Origin of the sequence: Delftia sp. DT-2 (assembly GCF_028401915.1) — a bacterium.
Lineage (GTDB): Bacteria > Pseudomonadota > Gammaproteobacteria > Burkholderiales > Burkholderiaceae_C > Comamonas > Comamonas tsuruhatensis.
The window spans coordinates 47,270-64,803 of the sequence record NZ_JAQOTI010000004.1 but is presented as its reverse complement, the minus strand read 5'-3'; the positions used below and the strand labels follow the sequence as shown (position 1 = coordinate 64,803).

18 protein-coding genes are annotated in these 17,534 nt (G+C 68.1%); 10 read left to right on the top strand and 8 right to left on the bottom strand.

Features of this window, described 5'->3' with window-relative positions; all coding sequences use genetic code 11:
• Positions 1-93 precede the first annotated feature (93 nt).
• A complete protein-coding gene (locus tag PO605_RS07555; protein WP_047470765.1) occupies positions 94-1,380 on the top strand; it encodes a M16 family metallopeptidase in 1,287 nt (428 codons plus the stop codon).
• A gap of 67 nt (positions 1,381-1,447) precedes the next feature.
• Here PO605_RS07555 and PO605_RS07550 read toward each other — a convergent pair whose 3' ends face one another.
• Together PO605_RS07550 and PO605_RS07545 are read right to left on the bottom strand one after the other, a co-directional pair.
• A complete protein-coding gene (locus PO605_RS07550; protein ID WP_047470759.1) occupies positions 1,448-1,867 on the bottom strand; it encodes a 5-carboxymethyl-2-hydroxymuconate Delta-isomerase in 420 nt (139 codons plus the stop codon).
• Positions 1,868-1,879: 12 nt separating this feature from the next.
• Positions 1,880-2,860, bottom strand: a complete 981-nt coding sequence (locus tag PO605_RS07545) for a Bug family tripartite tricarboxylate transporter substrate binding protein (protein ID WP_047470757.1) — start codon at positions 2,858-2,860, stop codon at positions 1,880-1,882.
• Between the two features lie 105 nt (positions 2,861-2,965).
• Here PO605_RS07545 and PO605_RS07540 point away from each other — a divergent pair, with 105 nt between their 5' ends.
• A complete protein-coding gene (locus PO605_RS07540; protein ID WP_231574382.1) occupies positions 2,966-3,910 on the top strand; it encodes a LysR family transcriptional regulator in 945 nt (314 codons plus the stop codon).
• Between the two features lie 40 nt (positions 3,911-3,950).
• On the opposite strand, the gene PO605_RS07535 is transcribed toward PO605_RS07540, so the two are convergent.
• Genes PO605_RS07535 through PO605_RS07525 form a run of 3 tightly spaced genes read right to left on the bottom strand, consistent with a single transcriptional unit; the run spans position 3,951 to position 6,439 of the window.
• Positions 3,951-4,250: a putative quinol monooxygenase gene (locus PO605_RS07535; RefSeq protein ID WP_047470753.1), complete on the bottom strand. Its 300-nt coding sequence runs from the start codon at positions 4,248-4,250 to the stop codon at positions 3,951-3,953.
• Between the two features lie 3 nt (positions 4,251-4,253).
• Positions 4,254-5,273: a zinc-binding alcohol dehydrogenase family protein gene (locus tag PO605_RS07530; RefSeq protein WP_047470751.1), complete on the bottom strand. Its 1,020-nt coding sequence runs from the start codon at positions 5,271-5,273 to the stop codon at positions 4,254-4,256.
• 59 nt (positions 5,274-5,332) lie between these two features.
• Complete coding sequence (locus tag PO605_RS07525) at positions 5,333-6,439, bottom strand: alkene reductase (RefSeq protein WP_047470749.1); 1,107 nt, start codon at positions 6,437-6,439, stop codon at positions 5,333-5,335.
• 220 nt (positions 6,440-6,659) lie between these two features.
• Here PO605_RS07525 and PO605_RS07520 point away from each other — a divergent pair, with 220 nt between their 5' ends.
• Positions 6,660-7,220 carry a dihydrofolate reductase family protein gene (locus PO605_RS07520; protein ID WP_047470746.1) on the top strand — a complete coding sequence of 187 codons (561 nt, stop codon included), beginning with the start codon at positions 6,660-6,662 and terminating at the stop codon, positions 7,218-7,220.
• 29 nt (positions 7,221-7,249) lie between these two features.
• On the opposite strand, the gene PO605_RS07515 is transcribed toward PO605_RS07520, so the two are convergent.
• From PO605_RS07515 to PO605_RS07505, 3 genes are all read right to left on the bottom strand, one after another.
• On the bottom strand, positions 7,250-8,200 hold the full coding sequence (locus tag PO605_RS07515) for a LysR family transcriptional regulator (RefSeq protein ID WP_016448205.1): 951 nt from the start codon (positions 8,198-8,200) through the stop codon (positions 7,250-7,252).
• Positions 8,201-8,333: 133 nt separating this feature from the next.
• Positions 8,334-9,848 (bottom strand): 4-hydroxyphenylacetate 3-hydroxylase family protein, encoded by a 1,515-nt coding sequence (locus PO605_RS07510; RefSeq protein WP_026062743.1) that lies wholly within the window; start codon positions 9,846-9,848, stop codon positions 8,334-8,336.
• On the bottom strand, positions 9,848-10,996 hold the full coding sequence (locus PO605_RS07505) for a branched-chain amino acid ABC transporter substrate-binding protein (protein WP_047470744.1): 1,149 nt from the start codon (positions 10,994-10,996) through the stop codon (positions 9,848-9,850). Before PO605_RS07505 ends, PO605_RS07510 begins: the two co-directional genes overlap by 1 nt.
• A 289-nt stretch (positions 10,997-11,285) precedes the next feature.
• Between PO605_RS07505 and PO605_RS07500 the strand changes: the two genes are divergently transcribed.
• From PO605_RS07500 to PO605_RS07470, 7 genes are all read left to right on the top strand, one after another.
• On the top strand, positions 11,286-12,203 hold the full coding sequence (locus PO605_RS07500) for a branched-chain amino acid ABC transporter permease (RefSeq protein ID WP_016452303.1): 918 nt from the start codon (positions 11,286-11,288) through the stop codon (positions 12,201-12,203).
• Positions 12,203-13,384, top strand: a complete 1,182-nt coding sequence (locus PO605_RS07495) for a branched-chain amino acid ABC transporter permease (RefSeq protein ID WP_047470742.1) — start codon at positions 12,203-12,205, stop codon at positions 13,382-13,384. The genes PO605_RS07500 and PO605_RS07495 overlap by 1 nt, the downstream gene beginning before the upstream one ends.
• Entirely contained in the window at positions 13,374-14,201 is an 828-nt protein-coding gene (locus PO605_RS07490; protein ID WP_016448201.1) for an ABC transporter ATP-binding protein, read from the top strand. Before PO605_RS07495 ends, PO605_RS07490 begins: the two co-directional genes overlap by 11 nt.
• On the top strand, positions 14,194-14,892 hold the full coding sequence (locus PO605_RS07485; protein ID WP_016448200.1) for an ABC transporter ATP-binding protein: 699 nt from the start codon (positions 14,194-14,196) through the stop codon (positions 14,890-14,892). The genes PO605_RS07490 and PO605_RS07485 overlap by 8 nt, the downstream gene beginning before the upstream one ends.
• A 115-nt stretch (positions 14,893-15,007) precedes the next feature.
• Complete coding sequence (locus tag PO605_RS07480; RefSeq protein ID WP_047470738.1) at positions 15,008-16,291, top strand: flavin-containing monooxygenase; 1,284 nt, start codon at positions 15,008-15,010, stop codon at positions 16,289-16,291.
• A gap of 53 nt (positions 16,292-16,344) precedes the next feature.
• Positions 16,345-16,779 carry a RidA family protein gene (locus PO605_RS07475; RefSeq protein WP_047470736.1) on the top strand — a complete coding sequence of 145 codons (435 nt, stop codon included), beginning with the start codon at positions 16,345-16,347 and terminating at the stop codon, positions 16,777-16,779.
• 53 nt (positions 16,780-16,832) lie between these two features.
• Complete coding sequence (locus tag PO605_RS07470) at positions 16,833-17,510, top strand: DUF1028 domain-containing protein (RefSeq protein ID WP_017406790.1); 678 nt, start codon at positions 16,833-16,835, stop codon at positions 17,508-17,510.
• The last annotated feature ends 24 nt before the right edge of the window (positions 17,511-17,534 follow it).

Sequence of the window (17,534 nt, the reverse complement as noted above, 5' to 3'; positions counted from 1 at the left end):
AGAGGCCTGCCCTGCGCATCCTCTGGAGCGCGACGACAATAGCCCATGATTCAAGAAAAGCCCCTGGCGGCAACCGAACTGGAGCGGCCTGCCATGGCCTTGCGCACTCTTGCGAACGGAGTGCGGCTGCTGGCGCTGCCTATGCCGCATTTGCAGAGCGTCAGCGTGGGTGTGTTCCTGCGCGTGGGCTCCCGCGACGAGACCTCCACCAGCAACGGCATCAGCCATGTGCTGGAACACATGGCGTTCAAGGGCACGCATACGCGTTCCGTGCAGGAGATCAACCTGGATGCGGAGCGGCTGGGCGCGGAGGTCAACGCCTTCACCGGCAAGGACATCACCGGCTATTTCATGACCGGCCTGGGCTGGCATGCGCAGGCCTTGCTGGGAATGATTGCGGACATCGTGCTGAACAGCGTGTTTCCCGAGCATGAATTGCAAAGGGAGCTGCAGGTGATCCGGCAGGAGGCCATCGAGTACGAAGAGGACCCGGAGGACAGCGCCGGCGATCTGCTGGACCGCGCCATCTGGGGCGATGACCCCATGGGCATGCCGGTGATCGGCACGGTGGCCAATATCGAAGGCTTCACCCGGCAGGATCTGGTGCGCCATGTGCAAACCCATTACGTGGGAGAAAAGACCGTCGTCGTCGCGGCCGGAAACTTCGATGTGCCGGCCTGGCTGGAGCAGGCGGCGCAGCTGTTCGCCGGCATGCCTGCGTCGGCCGATCCCGCTGTGGCGCTGCCCCCTCAGCCCGCAAAGTATGTGGGGCAGGCCCTGGCGCAACGCTTCACGCAGGTGTCCCAGGTGTTCGTGAACCTGGCCTATCCCCTGGTGTTCGAGCAGCTGCAGGGCGAGCACCCGCAGCGTGCGCGTCTCGTGGCCTCGCTGGCGGCCCATCTGCTGGGCGAGGGGATGTCGTCGCCCCTGGTCGATACCGTGCGTGAACGGCTCGGACTGGCCTATACGGCCTATGCGGCGATGGAGGGCGGTGACGTGTGGGCCAATTTCATCGTGCATGCCGTCACGACGCCGGACAAGCTCGAAGCGCTGGTGGCTGCGACAGGCGGCCTGCTGCGCGCCCAGGCTGCCGGCATCGACCCCGTGCATCTGGAGCGGGCCAAGAACCAGCTGGCGGTCTCGCGGGTGCGTGCGGGCGAGCGGACCTACGCCACCATGGAGCGGGCTGTCGAGGACCTCTTTGCCCATGGCAGCGTGACGTCCGTGGCCGAAACGCTGGCGATGATCGATGGCATCGGTGCCGAGGAAGTGCGCAAGGTCTTCGAGCGCATGCTGGCCCACCCTCCGGCGGTGGCCATCACCGGCAAGGGCGCCAGTGCCCGCGCCGTGCGGCAGCTGGCCGCAGGCCTGGCGGCCTGAGCCGGCAGCGCGCGATCAGCGATCAGCGGCCAACCGCCAGCCGCAACACATGGCGCTTTTCCCCTTGTCATGGAATTGGGGGAGCGGGCGGCGGCGCGTTCCATTGCCGCTTGAAGTAGTGCGACTTCGGGTGCTCCTGCAGGAACACGCAGCACTGCACCCACGCCGCTGATTCCGGGGGCGCTTCGAACGGGCCGATCGCACCGATCGCACCGATCGCGCGCGAGAGATGCTCGAACACGACCTCGGCCATGGCCGAGCACATCTGCGGCGGGCGCGGGTTGGTCAGCGTCAGGGTGGCGATGAGTTGCTGCGCGTGGCGGTCGTCGCCGCACAGTCCGACGGCTATGGGTGCCACGCGCGACTTCAGGTCCGCGAGCCGTGCCCATCCGCGCTCGGCCAGCGCAAGGTGCATGGCGTGCAGGACCGGCTCCCACTGGATCGACGGGAGCAAGGATGGTGATACCTCGATGGCGATGTGCGGCATGGGGCGGTGCCTTCAGTCGAGCTTGATGCCGACTTCGCGGATCAGCGTCTGCCAGCGTGCCCGCTCGCTGTCCAGCAGGCGTGCGAATGCCTGGGGCGAGTTGTCGATGGGCACCGAGCCGAGTTCGGCCAGCCTGTCCTGTGTGGCCTTGGCCGCCAGCGCCGCGCCCATGTGCTTGATCAGCCAGGCCTTGCGGTCGGCCGGGGTCGCGGCGGGCGCGAGGAAGCCGTACCAACCGCTGATCTCGGCGTCCACGCCCGATTCCTTGAGCGTGGGCACGCCGGGCAGCGCAGGAATGCGCCTGGCGGACGTCACGGCCAGCGCCTTCAGGCGCCCGCTTTGCACATGCTGCAGGATGGCCGGCGTGGCTTCGAACACCATCTGCACCGTGCCGCCCAGCACGTCGTTGAGTGCCGGCGCGGAGCCGCGGTAGGGAATGTGCAGGATCGAGGTGCCGGTCTGGCGCTTGACGAGTTCTCCCGCCAGGTGCTGCGGCGTGCCGTTGCCGGCGGATGCGTAGGAGAACTTGCCCGGGTTCTTGCGCAGCCATTCGAGCGCCTCCTTGGCCGTGGCCGCCGGGAAGGAGGGATGCACGGCCCAGATCAACGGCACCGAGGCGGCCCATGCCAGCGGTGTGAAGTCCTTGGCCGGATCGAAGTTGAGCCTGGAGTACAGCGCCGGGTTCGCGGCCATGGGGCCGAGCGCGCCCAGCAGCAGCGTGTAGCCGTCGGCCTCTGCGCGTGCTGCCGCCTCCGTGCCGATGTTGCCGCCCGCACCGCTGCGGTTGTCGACGATCACCGTGCTGCCGCTGTCCGTCTGCAAGGCATTCGCCATCAGGCGGGAGACGGCATCGGTGGTCGCACCTGCCGGATAGGGGCAGATGATGCGGATGGGCTTGGAAGGGAATGCCTGTGCGCGCGCCGAGGGGCTTGCGCCCATGGCTGAAATGGCCGTCGCCGTGCTGGCGTACTGAAGGAAGTTGCGTCGTTTCATCGGTGCTCTCGTGACCAGAGTTGTCTCGTGGCCGTAGTGTCGGCAGGCCCTTGTTTCTTCGCAATTCGCATTTTCTGGCCGCGCCTATCGGATAATCCGATGGCCATGTCCGCACGCAACCGCGACCCCCTTGATCTCGTCTCATTGCGCCAGTTGCGCTACTTCGTGTCGGCGATGCGGGCGCACAGCTTCAGTGCGGCATCGCGCGATGCCTCGATCTCGCAGGCGGCGCTGTCGGAGCAGATCGCCTTGCTGGAATCGACCCTGGACGTGCAGCTGTTCGACCGTGCGAGCGGGCGCGCCGTAGCCACGGCCTCCGGACATGAGCTCGACCGCCGGGTGTCGGCCTGCCTCAGGGAGCTGCAGGCGGCGCTGCGCGACGTGCAAGCGCGTGCGAGCACCGTGGCGGGCCTGGTGCGCATCGGCCTGGTGCAGTCCTACGCGGGATGCTGGGTACTGCCCGTCGTGCGCAGTGCCCAGGCGCAGTGGCCGCAGCTGGCGATCGCACTGCGCAGGCGCACCGCACAGGCCTTGGTGGAGGGCGTGTTGCGTGGCGATTTCGATCTCGCCGTCAGCTTCGACCCGGAGCCGCATGCCGATCTGGAGATCCTGGCCTGTTTCGACGAGCCGGTGGTGGCCGTGGGATTGAAGCCCCGCCGGCGGCGACGCCTGCTGGAGCTCAGCGAGGTCGCGAACCACCCCCTGGCCTTGCTGCCAAGCGAATACGCCATGCGGCGCCAGCTCGACAACGCCTTTGCGGCGCAGGGGCTGAAGCCGGGCGTGCATCTGGAGTCCGATACGCTGGAGGACCTGGTGCATGCCGCCCGTGAAAACGGCATGGTTGCGTTGCTCAACGGTGCTGCGGCAATGAGCCTGGACGTGCAGGACGCAGTCCCGTTGGCCGAAAGAAATCTGGGCCGGCAAGCCTGCCTGGTGCGCTCACGCAGCCGTCACCACGGCTTTGCCGCCCAGTACGTATGGGACGAGCTGTCGGCGGCAACCCCCACGCTGCCGCCAGCGTGGGGGCGGCGCGTTGCAGCCGCGCGCTAGTCGTCGGCCGGACCCGTACCGCCCAGGCCCGTACCGCCCGTCAGGGCACTTCCTTCAGGCCCACCAGTTGCAGGGGGCGTGCCAGCAGTTCGTCGAAGCGTTTCTCGAACGCCTTGAAGTACGGCATGCTGAAGTGCGCATCCAGCGCTGCCTGGTTCCTGAATGACTCCCGCATGTAGAAGGTGCCGGGTTTGTCCGCCAGCTCGAACAGCGTGTAGTCCAGGCATCCGGCCTCCTGCCGGGTGAATGGCACCAGCGCGCGCAGGGCGTCGCGCAGCTGGTCTTGCTGGCCGGCCTTCGCCTCAAGGATGGCCAGGTTGAAAATGGTCTCTTTCTTCATGGCTCAGCCCCAGTTCTCCAGCACCACCTTGCCGCGCGCCTTGCCCGACTCGATCAGGGCATGGGCGCGCTTGAGGTTGTCGGCGTTGATGCTGCCGAAGCGCTCGGCCAGCGTGGTGCGGATCAGGCCGGCATCGACCAGTGCGGCAACCTCGTTGAGCAGGCGGTGCTGGCCGATCATGTCGTCGGTGCCGAACAGGGCGCGGGTGAACATCAATTCCCAGTGCACCGACACCGACTTGCGCTTGAGCTTGGTGATATCCAGCGACGCGGGATCGTCGATCAGGCCGAATTTTCCCTGGGGCGCGATCGCCTCGACGATCTGTGCGAAGTGCAGGTCGGTCTGCGTGAGGCTCACGATGTGGTCCACCGTGGGAAAGCCGATGCGCTTGAGTTCGTCGGCAATCGGCTGGCTGTGATCGATCACGTGGTGGGCGCCGAGCTCCTTGACCCAGGCCTGCGTCTCGGGCCGCGATGCGGTGCCGATGACGGTAAGGCTGGTCAGCCGCGTGGCCAGCTGCGTGAGGATGGAGCCCACGCCGCCGGAGGCGCCGATGATGAGCAGCGTCTTGTGGCTGGGGTGCTTGCCCGGCGCGATGCCCAGGCGGTCGAACAGCATCTCCCACGCGGTGATGGCGGTCAGGGGCAGGGCCGCCGCCTGTGCAAAGTCCAGCGACCTGGGCGCGTGGCCCACGATGCGCTCGTCCACCAGGTGCAGTTCGCTGTTCGTGCCAGGGCGCGCAATGGAGCCGGCGTACCAGACGCGGTCGCCCGGCTTGAACAGCGTGACTTCGGGGCCCACAGCCTTGACGATGCCGCTGGCATCCCAGCCCAGCACCTTGTGCGTTTGCCCCTCGGCGGGCGCGCCGCTGGCGCGCACCTTGGTGTCCACCGGATTGACGGACACGGCCCTGACTTCGACCAGCAGGTCGCGGCCGGTGGCCACGGGATCGGGCAGGGTGATGTCGATCAGCGATTCGGGTTGGCTGATGGCTTGGGGCTTCTGGTATCCAACGGCTTTCATGGTCGTGCTTTCAAAGGTTGAGGAAGAGGGGATAGCAAGGAGGGCGAGCAAGGAGGGTTTCAGGCAGTGGCCAGGGCTGCGTAGTCCGAGTAGCCGCGCGCGTCGCCGCCAAACAGGGCCTTCGGATCGAATGCGGCCAGCGGCGCCTGGGCGGCGTAGCGCGCCGGCAGGTCCGGGTTGGCAATGAAGGGGCGGCCGAAGGCGACGAGGTCTGCCAGGCCCTCGTGCAGGATGGCTTGGGCGCGCTCCGCGTCGTACTTGCCCGCAACGATCACCTTGCCCTGGTAGGCGCGGCGCAGCGCGTGGCGGAAGTCTTGCGGAATCTCGGGCGCATCGTCCCAATCGGCTTCCGACAGGTGGATGTAGGCCAGGCCGATCTCGTCGAGCCTGCTGGCCAGATGCAGGATGGTCTCGATGATCTGCGGGCAGTTCATGTTGCGCTGCGTGATGAAGGGCGCCAGGCGGATGCCGGTGCGCTCTGCCCCGACCTCGCCCGCCACGGCGGCCGCGACCTCTTCGGCGAAGCGCGTGCGCTGGGCGATGCCGCCGCCGTAGGCGTCGGTGCGTTGGTTGGAGGTGGTGCGCAGGAACTGATCGATCAGGTAGCCGTTGCCGCCGTGGATTTCCACGCCATCGAAACCGGCACGCATCGCATTGGCCGCGCCCCTGCGGAAGTCGCCGATCACGTCCTGGATGTCCTGTGCGCTCAGTGCGCGCGGTACGGGGCAGTCGACCATGCGGCCGACACCGTCGTCGCCGACCACCCAGACCTGGGCTTGGGGCGACAGCGCCGAAGGCGCGACCGGCAGGCCATCGGCGTGAAAGCTGGCATGCGACATGCGGCCAACGTGCCACAGCTGCAGCACCATGCGCCCGCCGGCGGCGTGCACTGCGTCCGTGACGCGGCGCCAACCGTCCACCTGCGCCTCTGAATAGATGCCGGGGGTGAAGCTGTAGCCTTGGCCCTGGCGGGAGATCTGGGTGGCTTCCGAGACGATCAGGCCGGCGCTGGCGCGTTGTGCGTAGTAGGTGGCCATCAATGCGTTGGGCACGTCGCCTGGCTGGCTGGTGCGGCTGCGCGTCATGGGGGCCATCACCATGCGGTTGGGCAGGCTGAGCGGGCCGAGCTGCAGGGGGCTAAACAGGGGCGTGGAGGCGGTGGTCATGCGGTTCCTTGGCGGAGCTGTAGAGGTGTTGGGGCGGTGGCGGAAACCCGGTTCGCAAGTCGTCTGGGCATGGAGCGATGTTGACCTGGGCGTTTCAATTGAAAAAGACCCGCAAGACTGAAGGCGGCTTCAAAAGAAATTTGACGATGGGGTCCAGGCGCGGCCTGCACGACACCCCGGCGGATGGCCGTGCCGCGCCTGCCTGGCTACCATCTCCCCCATGAAGACCCAATACTTCGCCGCCACCTCACTCGACGGATTCCTGGCCACCGAGGACGACTCCCTGGACTGGCTGTTTCCGCTGGGCGACATGCAGGCCACGGGCTACCCGGAGTTCATTGCCGGCGTGGGCGCGCTGGCCATGGGGTCGGCCACCTACGAATGGATGCTGCGCCACGCGGAGACGGTGGCCAGGGAGACCGGGACGGCGTGGCCCTATACGCAGCCTGCCTGGGTGTTTTCCAGCCGCACGCTGCCTGGTATCCCGGGGGCCGATATCCGGTTTGTCAGCGGTGATGTGCGTGCCGTGCATGCGCAGATGCAGGCTGCGGCAGGCGGGGGCAATCTCTGGATCATGGGGGGCGGAGACCTGGCGGGGCAGTTCTACGACGCGGGCCTGCTGGACGAGATGATCCTGAGCGTGGGCTCGGCCACGCTGGGCCGGGGCAAGCCGCTGTTCCCGCGCCGGGTGCTGCATCCGGTGTTGCGTTTGTTGTCCGTGCGGCAGATTGGCGAGGGCATGGCGGTGCTGCATTACGAGGTGCGCAAGAGCACGAGCTGACAGGCTCCCTGATTCGGTCTGCGCGCCGCTCAGTTCGCCTCCCCGCGCCCAGGCGCCGTCATCCCCGGAATGTATTCATTGGAGATGAAGCTGCGGCAGCGGTGCATGAAGGCTTCCACCACATGGCGGGGCTTTTGTTCGCGGGCCCAGGCCAGGCCGAGTTTCATGGGGCGGTGGTTGCCGTTCAGGTGCAGGTTGACGATCTTCTTGCCGTCCAGCGCATGGGAGTTGCGCGGGCGCACGTTGACCAGGGAGTAGCCCACGTCGTTGGCGACCAGGGAGCGCACCACGTCGGGGCTGGCGCTGCGGGCCGCGATCAGGGGCGAGACGCCGGCTTCGCGGAACAGCGACATGAAGTATTCACGGCTCAGGGGCAGGTCCAGCAGGACCATGGGCAGCTGGGCCAGCGCCTCCAGCGTGGTGGAGCGGTGGTTGGCCAGCGGATTGAGTTCACTGACGATGACCATGGGCGGCAGCTGGGCCAGGGGCTCGAAGCAGATGTCCGATTCGGCCACCAGCAGGTCGTAGGTGATGGCGACATCGATCTGCGCGGTGCGCAGCTTGTGGATCAGTCCTTCCTGGTGGTCCTCGATCTGGGTGACCGTGGCCTTGGGGTGGGCGCGCGCGAATCCCTGGCACAGCTCGGGGGCGACCATGGCCGCCAGCGTGGTGAAGCAGCCCACGCGCACGGGGCCGCGCACCTGGCTTTGCGCGCTGCTGGCCACGTCGTACAAGGCCATGGCCTGGTCGAGCAGGCTGCGGATCTCCCGCAGGACTTCGGCGCCTGCGGGCGTGACGGACAGGCCCTGCGCATGGTGGCGCACGAACAGCGGCACCTGCAGCTCGGCCTCCACCTGGGTGATGGCCGATGAGATGGACGAAGGCGAGACGTGGATGCGGTTGGCGGCCTCGGCAATGCTGCCGAACTCGCCCGCTGCCACGCAGTATTCCAATTGTCTGAAGGTCAGTCGTGTCAGCACGGTGCGCAAGAGGTGGAGAGGGGGAGGGCGGCCAGGGTGACCTGCCGCGTAGTTGACCAAGCGGCGGGGCGCGCTGCAAGAGGCCCTTCCCGCAAGGCGCCTGCATTGTGCGGCGGTCGGGCCCCGGCAGCCTTCAGTCGCTGGCGTTGTGATTGCGAAACCATTGCGCCACCGCACCGTCGCCCTGGGCCGGCGCCTGCGTGGCCTTCACGCGGTCCGTCAGGCCGGCGGACTTGCCCACGAAGTCCAGCGGCGCATCCCAGTTGAAGTGCCGGTACACGGCCGCCGTCTGGGCGTAGGGCGGGCATTGCGCAAACAGCTGGAAGCTGAGCCGGTGGCCGGCGTGGTCCGAGTCGAGCAGGTCGCGCGCATAGGCCAGCAGCCTGCGGCGGTCGTCGGCCTGCGATTGCGGGCCGAGCGTGTAGAACTTGCGCAGCCAGGGGCCGGTGTCCTCGTTCTCGAAGCTGGCGTGGTCCGGCGTCAGGCAGACCTGGCCGCCGCACAGCTCGCGCACGGTGTTCATCATGTGGTGCAGCTGGCCGGTGGCCAGCGACCTTCCGGTGAACAGCAGCGACTGGTTGGGCATCATCAGCCCGGCCGGGCTGCGCTCGGCCAGCGCGATGGCGGCCGTGAGGTGGGCGTTGATGCCTTCGCGGTAGCAGGCCAGGCCGGCCAGCCTGTCCTGCACGGCCTGCAGCTTCTCCACGCCGGTCTGGCGCGCGTTGTGCAGGGCCGTGCCTATCAGCATGTCGGCCAGCTTCAGGCTGCGCTGCAGGAAGGTGAAGGCCGAGTAGCGGTGCAGCGTCTCGCGCAGGAAATGGGCGGCCCGGGTGTGGCGGTAGAACAGCACGTTCTCCCAGGGAACCAGCACGTCGTCGAAGACCACGATGGCATCCACTTCGTCGAAGCGATGGCTCAACGGATGGTCCTGGGCCGATGCGCGGGCGGCCAGGCCCGGGCGGCAGATGAAGCGCAGGCCGGGCGCGCCCAGGTCGCAGATGAAGCCTATGGCGTATTCGGACTGCGCCGCGTCGCCCCAGTGCGCCAGCCCCGGCTTGGTGAAGGCCTGGTTGGCATAGGCGGCAGCGGTCTCGTACTTGGCGCCGCGCACGATGACGCCTGCATCGGTCTCCTTGACCACGTGCAGCAGCACGTCGGGGTCCTGGTCCTGCGGCAGGCGCGAGCGGTCGCCCTTGGGGTCGGTGTTGGCCGATACGTGGAACAGGTCGCCACGCACCACGCGGCGGATGTGGGTGCGGATGTTGGCGGAAAAGCGCGGGTCCAGCTCGTTGAGCACGTCCTGGCCGTCGAACAGCGACCACATCTCGCCCACGCTCTCGTCGCCCACGCGCATGACCACGCCGCCCATGTCCTCCAGCAGCAGGTCGGTGGCGCGGCGCTTGTCCCACCAGTCCTGGCGCGTCAGCGGCAGCTTGTGGGCGATGGGGTGGCGCTCGCCGTCGCCTTCGTCGTAGGTGAGCGCGTCGCGCAGCGCGGCCTCGTGCTGCAGGTCGTACATGCGTGCACGGATGTCCACCAGCGGCTTGAACATGGGGTGGGTGGTCACGTCGTTGACGCGCTCGCCGTTCATCCAGACCCGCCGGCCATCGCGGATGGAGTCGCGGTACTGGCTGCCTGTCCTGATCATCAGCGGCTGGCCCACTTGCCGTCTTTGACCTCGTGCAGCTGCAGCTCCACGGGCACCTGCGTCTGGCCGTTGGCATCAAAGGTCACGGTACCGGTCACGCCGTCGTAGCGTATGGCGCGGATGGCCTTGGCCACGGCCTGCCGGTCCTTGGTGCCTGCCGTCTTGAGCGATTGCAAAAGGATGCCGGTGGCGTCGTAGGCGTACTTGGTGTACGGGCTCTCGGAGTCGGCATAGCCCTTGGCGGCATAGGCGCGGCTCATGGCGTCCAGACGGGGGTTGGTCTGCGATTTGGGCGTGCCGACGATGGTGCCGTCCGCGGCCGGGCCGGCGATCTGGATGAGCTGCGGATCGAAGATGCCGCTGATGCCCAGCATGGGCTGCTTCATGCCCAGCTCGGCCATCTGCTTGCGCACGATGCCGGCCTCGGTGATCACGCCGCCGAAGTAGACCGCGTCGGGGTTCAGGCTCTTGATCTTGGTGAGGATGGAGCGGAAATCCGTGGTGCCCACGGGGTAGCTTTCCTCGGCCACCACGCTGCCTTTTTCTGCCTTGTAGAAGCTGCCGAACGAGGCCAGGTTGGCGCGCCCGTAGTCGCTGGTGTCGGCAATGATGGCGATCTTTTTTGCGCCCAGGCCCGTGGCGGCCCAGGCGGCCAGCGGCTTGTTCTCGTTGACCAGGGTGGGCGTCACGCGCGTGGTGTTGGCGAAGTTCTGGTCGGTGATCTTGGGGCCGATGGCGCCCCAGACGATGAAGGGCATCTGCACGCGGTTGAACACCGGCAGCGTGGCCAGGGCCACGGGGCTGTTCCAGTGGCCTATGGCGCCCACCACGTCGCGGTCGTTGACCAGCTTGAGCGCGGCGGACACGCCGGTCTGCGGGTCGGAGGCATCGTCCAGCACCACGCCCTCCACCTTGAACGGCACGCCGGCCGTGGCATTCCACTGGTCTATGGCCAGCAGGAAGCCGTTCTTCGCGCCCAGGCCCTGCTGTGCGTTGCCGCCGCTGACGGGGCCGATGAAGCCCAGCTTCACGGTGGACTGGGACCAGGCCGCGCCGCAGGCCAGCGTGGCGGCGGCCAGCGCCAGGGCGGATGCGGCAAGGCGCCGGCGCGATGGCAGGAGGGCGGTGGTTGTCGTGAAGGCTTGCATGGTCGGTCGGTCCTGTTCAGGTGAAGACGAGGGGCAGCCATGGCGGCCCGGGCGGGGCCCGGGGCAGCGGGGCGCCACGGTGCATGGCGGGCTGGCCGGCGCTGTCTGGCAACGCCGCCGGATCAATGTATCGCCGCACCTGCCCGGGACTGGATCGCGTTTTCCGAAGCAGCGCCTCGGCAAAAGCGACGCAGGTTTTGTGCGGTTTCTTGCTTCAATGGCTGCGTGACATGGAGACAAGCGAAGCCCCGCCAACCCGGCCGAACCCGACACAAGAGGAACCCTATCGATGCATGACGCGCTGTTCCAGCAACTCATCAACTGGCTGACCCTGGGCTGCATCTACAGCCTGCTTGCCCTGGGTTTCAGCCTGTTGTTTGGCGTGCTGCAGGTGATTCACTTTTCCCATGGCGACGTGGCCATGGTCGCCCCCTTCATCGCCCTGGCGGCCGTGCAGGCCCTGGCCACCGCGCTGGGCGGCTCGGCCCCCTGGCTGGTGCTGGGCCTGGCCTGCCTGGTGGCCATTGCGGCGGTGGGAGGGCTGGGCATCGCCCTGGACCGGCTGGTGATCAGCCGCTTTCGCAATGCGCCGGCCATGATGCCGCTGGTGGCCACGGTGGCGCTGGGCATCGTGATCCGCGAGCTGATCCGCCACCTGTACCCGCAGGGCAGCAATCCGCACGCGTTCCCGGCGATTGCGCAGGGGGCCGTTCCCACCCCGTTCGGGCCGCTGCCCCTGATCAGCGTGGTCTCGGTGCTGGTGGCGGTGGCGCTGGTGGGCGTGCTGCTCTATGTGCTGCACCACACGCCCATGGGCATGCGCATACGCGCCGTGTCGCAGGACCGCGAAACCGCGCGGCTGTTCTCGATTGCGCCGGGGCCGGTGTTTCGCAACACCTTCTTCATTGCCTCGGCCACCGGCGCGGTGGGCGGCATCTTCCTGGCCAGCTATGCGGGCGTGGTGCGCTTTGACTTCGGCGTGCAGGCGGGCCTGATCGGCTTTTCCGCCGCGGTGGTCGGCGGCCTGGGGCGGCTGGGGGGCGCCATTGTCGGCAGCCTGCTGATTGCGGCCATCGAGACCATCGTGCAGGGCTATGTGCCCAACGGCACCTCGTACCGCCTGGTGTTCGTGTTCGCGCTGGTGATCCTGGTGCTGATCTTTCGCCCCGCCGGCCTGTTCGGCGTTCAGAAAATGGAGAAGGTGTGATGCAGACAACGACGATACAGGCGCCGCCGCGGGCGGCGCCACGGAGTGCGGGCTCTGCCGCCATCGTGCTGGGCGTGGCCCTGGCGGGCGCCGTGCTGCTGCGCCAGTTCCTGCTGGCCGAAAGCTGGATCACGGTGCTGGCGCTGCTGGCCTGCTTTGCCGTGGCCCTGGTCGAGGTGCAGAAACGCCCGCTGGTGGAGGACCGCATCGTGGCCGCCTTCGGCCAGTGCAGGCCGCTGGCCGTGGGCACGGGCGTGGTGCTGGCCCTGGTGTTTCCGTGGTTGCTGGGCGGTGACAGCTACGCCATGCACCTGATGATCATTGCCTGCCTGTACGCGGTGCTGGCGCTGGCGCTGAACTTCCAGCTGGGCAGCGCCAACATACCGAACTTCGCCACTGGCGCGTCCTACGGCATCGGCGCCTATGCGTCGGCCCTGCTGGCCATCCACTTCGGCGTGAGCTTCTGGATCTGCCTGCTGGTGGCCGCCGCCGTGGCCACGGTCTTCGGCTTTTTGCTGGGCCTGCCGTCCATGCGCACCCGCGACAGCTACCAGGCGCTGGTGACGATCGCTTTCGGCATCGTCGTGCACCAGCTGCTGATGAACCTGGAGTGGACGGGCGGCGCCAACGGCCTGGTGGGCATTCCTTCGCCCACATTGTTCGGCCATTCGTTCAACGACCCCATCACGCTGTGGGGCCACAGCCTGCCGGGCCAGGCCAACTTCTACTACGTGGCCGTCGCCCTGCTGGGGCTGGCCATCGTCTCGGCGCAGCGCCTGCACAGCTCGCGCGTGGGACTGGCCTGGAATGCCCTGCGCGACGACGAGATCGCCGCGCGCGCCTGCGGCATCAACGTCACCTGGTTCAAGGTCAAGGCCTTTGCGGTGGACGCCTTCCTGGCGGGCTTCGCGGGCACGGTGTATGCGTTCTATGTGAGCTTCATCTCGCCGGACAACTTCACCTTCCTGGTGTCCGTGACCATCATGACGCTGGTGATTGCAGGCGGCATGGACAACACGCTGGGCGTGATCGTCGGCGCCTTCCTGCTGACCATGCTGCCGGAGAAGCTGCGGGCGTTTTCCGACTACCGCATCCTGTTCTACGGCCTGGTGGTGATCGCCTTCCTCATCATCCGCCCGCGCGGCATCTTCCCCCAACGGGTGCGCAACCATGAGCATTGATTCCCATCCCACCCACCATGCCGCGCCCGCAGGTCCGCTGGTCCTGGAGGGGCGTGGCCTGACCATGCGCTTCGGCGGCCTGACGGCGGTGCAGGGCGTGGACATCCACCTGGCGGCGGGCGAGGTGCTGGGCATCATCGGGCCCAACGGCGCGGGCAAGTCCACCTTGCTGAACCTGCTGACCGGCATCTACCAGCCCACCGAGGGCGAGGTGCTGCTGCAAGGCCGCTCGCTCAAGGGCATGGCCGCGCACGACATCGCGGGCGCCGGCATTGCGCGCACCTTCCAGACCAGCCGGCTGTTCGGCTCGCTGAGCGTGCTGGACAACGTGATCATCGGCATGCACGCGCGCACCCGCTGCGGCGTGCTCACCGCGCTGCTGCGCCCGGCCGTCTCGCGCGCCGAGATGAAGCGCTGCGCCGAGCGCGCCTGCGCGCTGCTGCAAAGCGTGTCCAGCGACCTGCACCAGCGCCGCAACGTGCTGGCCAGCAGCCTGCCGCAGGCCGACCGCCGCCGCCTGGAGATTGCGCGCGCCCTGGCCGCCGAGCCCCGCATCGTGCTGCTGGACGAGCCCTCCAGCGGCATGGACGATCGCGACACCGATGCGCTGATCGCCGACATCCAGCGCCTGCGCGAAGGCAATCCGGCGCTGGGCTTCATCATCATCGAGCACGACATGCGGCTCATCGCCACCTTGCCGCACCGCGTGATGGTGCTGGACTACGGACGCAAGATCGGCGACGACAGCTTCGAGGCAGTGCGCCGGCTGCCGCGCGTGCAGGAAGCCTATCTGGGCAGAAAGGCCAGCCATGCTTGAACTGGACTCCATCAGCACGCGCTATGGCGTGGTGAACATGCTCAACCAGGTCTCGCTGCAGGTGCCCGAGCACAGCATCGTCTGCCTGCTGGGCCCCAACGGCGCGGGCAAGACCACCACCTTCAAGGCCATTGCGGGCCTGCTGCCCGTGCACCACGGCGCCATCCGCGTCATGGGCCAGCCGCTGGCGCGCATGCGCACCGAGGACCTGGCCGGCCTGGGCGTGGGCTTCGTGCCCGAAGGGCGGCGCCTGTTTGCCGAGCTGACCGTGCAGGAGAACCTGAAGATCGGCCACGACGCGCTGCGCCCGCAGCAGGGCTTTGCCCAGGCGCTGGAGCGCGTGGTGGCCCTGTTCCCCCGGGTGGGCGAGCGCCTGTCGCAGGCGGCGGGAACGCTGTCCGGCGGCGAGCAGGCCATGGTGGCGCTGGGCCGCGTACTCATGGGCGAGCCGCGCCTGGTGGTGATGGACGAGCCCACGCTGGGGCTGTCGCCCAAGCTCATCGAGGAGTACTTCGAGACGGTGCAGCGCATCCACAGCCAAGGCATCACCGTGCTGCTCATCGAGCAGAACGCCGAGGCGGCGCTGTCCATCGCCCACACGGGCTATCTGCTGCTCAAGGGCCAGCTGGTGGCCTCGGGCACGGCCAGCGAGCTGCTGGCCAACGACGTGGTGAAGCACCTGTACCTGTAGCGCCGCACGGGCGGCCTTCACCTCCTTCCCTTTTTTGTTGCGGACCACACCAAGGCAGTCGGCACCGCGCCGATGCGGGACGGCCTGCGCCTTTTTTTCCTGAGAGACCCACACCATGACAGCTGAAATCCAAACCATCAACACGCTCGTGGTCGGCGCCGGGCAGGCCGGCATCGCGGCCAGCGAACACCTGAGCCAGCTCGGCGTAGAGCACCTGGTGCTGGAGCGCCAGCGCATCGCCCAGGCCTGGCGCACGGGGCGCTGGGACTCGCTGGTGGCCAACGGGCCGGCCTGGCATGACCGCTTTCCGGGCCTGGAGTTCAAGGGCGACCGCGACGGCTTTCCCGGCAAGGACGAGGTGGCCGACTACTTCGAGGACTATGTCCGCCAGATCAAGGCGCCCGTGCGCACCGGCGTGGAGGTCAGGCGGGTCACGCGCAACCAGGGCCGGCCGGGCTTCACGGTGGAAACGTCCGAGGGCGTGATCGAGGCCCGCAACGTGATCGCGGCCACGGGGCCGTTCCAGGTGCCGGTGATCCCGCCGATAGCGCCGGCTGCGCCAGCTGCGCCCGCAGATGGCCGCCTGCTGCAGATCCATTCCGCGCACTACCACCGCCCCGCGCAGCTGCCCGAAGGCGCCGTGCTGGTGGTGGGCGCAGGCTCCTCGGGCGTGCAGATCGCTGACGAACTGCAGCGCGCGGGCCGCAAGGTGTTTCTCTCGGTAGGCGCGCATGACCGGCCGCCGCGCGCCTACCGCGGCCGTGATTTCTGCTGGTGGCTGGGCGTGCTGGGCGAATGGGATGCGGCCATTGCCAAGCCCGGCCGCGAGCATGTGACCATTGCCGTCAGCGGCGCGCGCGGCGGCCACACCGTGGACTTTCGCGCGCTGGGACACCAGGGCATCACCCTGGTGGGGCTGACCGAGTCCTTCGCCGATGGCAGTGTGCGCTTTAGGGACGACCTGGCCGAGAACATCGCCAACGGCGACGCCAACTACCTGGCCATGCTCGATGCGGCCGACGACTACATCCGCCGCAACGGCCTGGACCTGCCCGAGGAGCCCGAAGCGCGCAGGCGCCTGCCCGATCCCGAGTGCGTGACCCATCCGCTGCGCGAACTCGACCTGGCCGCCGCAGGCATCACCTCCATCATCTGGGCCACGGGCTACAGGGTGGACTTCAGCTGGCTGCAGGTGGACAGCTTCGAGCCCGGCGGCAAGCCACGCCACCACCGCGGCGTGGGCCATGAGCCGGGCATCTACTTCCTGGGCCTGCCCTGGCTGTCGCGCCGTGGCTCGTCCTTCATCTGGGGCGTGTGGCATGACGCCAAGTTCGTGGCCGACCACATCGCCAAGCAGCGCCGCTACAGCGACTACGACGCCGCCGCCCGCAGCAGGTAGCAGGTAGCGCGCTCTGAGACACCTTCCCATCCACCCCCTGCAGGAGCCAGACCATGCCCACCCATACCCGCATCCGCATGTTCAACACCAAGGACACCTATCCCAACCAGTCGCTGGACAACGACCTGTGCCAGGCCGTGCGCGCCGGAAACACCGTCTATGTGCGCGGCCAGATCGGCACCGATTTCGAGGGCAACCTGGTCGGCCTGGGCGATCCGCAAAAGCAGGCCGAGCAGGCGATGAAGAACGTCAAGCAGCTGCTGGAGGAAGCGGGCAGCGACCTGTCGCACATCGTCAAGACCACCACCTACATCATCGACCCGCGCTACCGCGAGCCCGTCTACCAGGAAGTGGGCAAGTGGCTCAAGGGCGTGTTTCCCATCTCCACGGGGCTGTGCATCTCGGCCCTGGGGCAGCCGCAGTGGCTGATGGAGATCGATGTGATCGCGGTCATCCCCGATGACTGGCAGCCGCGGGCCAGCGCCTGAGCGTCAACCACAGCAAGCACCTGGTACAGCTGCATCGGCAGGAGGAAGAAACCATGACTTTTTCGATTGTGGGGCGCTGCGAGCGCACCGGGCAGCTGGGCGTGGCCATCAGCTCGTCCAGCATTGCGGTGGGCGCGCGCTGCCCCTGGGTGCGCGCGGGCGTGGGCGTGGTGTCCACGCAGAACATCACGCTGCCCGCCCTGGGCCCGCGCGTGCTGGACCTGCTGGAGCAGGGCGCCGACCCCCAGGCCGCGCTGCGCCAGGCGCTGGACGACGGCAGCTGGCCCCAGTACCGCCAGGTCACCGTGGTGGACGCGCAGGGCCGCACCGGCGTCTTCAGCGGCAGCCAGGCCCTGGGCATCTTCACCAGCGCCGTGGGGCGGCAGTGCGTGGCGGCCGGCAACCTGCTGGCCAGCGAACGCACCATCGAGGCCATGGTGCCGGCCTTCGAGCGCAGCGCGGCGCTGCCGCTGGCCGAGCGCCTGCTGGCCGCCATGCAGGCCGCCATGGCCGCGGGCGGCGAGGCCGGGCCCGTGCATTCGGCCGCGCTCAAGGTGGCGGGCGAGCACAGCTGGCCCATGGCGGACCTGCGCGTGGACTGGTCCGAGCACGATCCCATCGGCGCGCTGCAAGGCCTCTGGGCCGCCTACGCGCCGCAGATGCAGGACTACCAGACGCGCGCCATCGATCCCACGGCCGCGCCCAGCTACGGAGTGCCCGGCGATGAGTGAGGCGGCCGGGTAGCTGACACATCG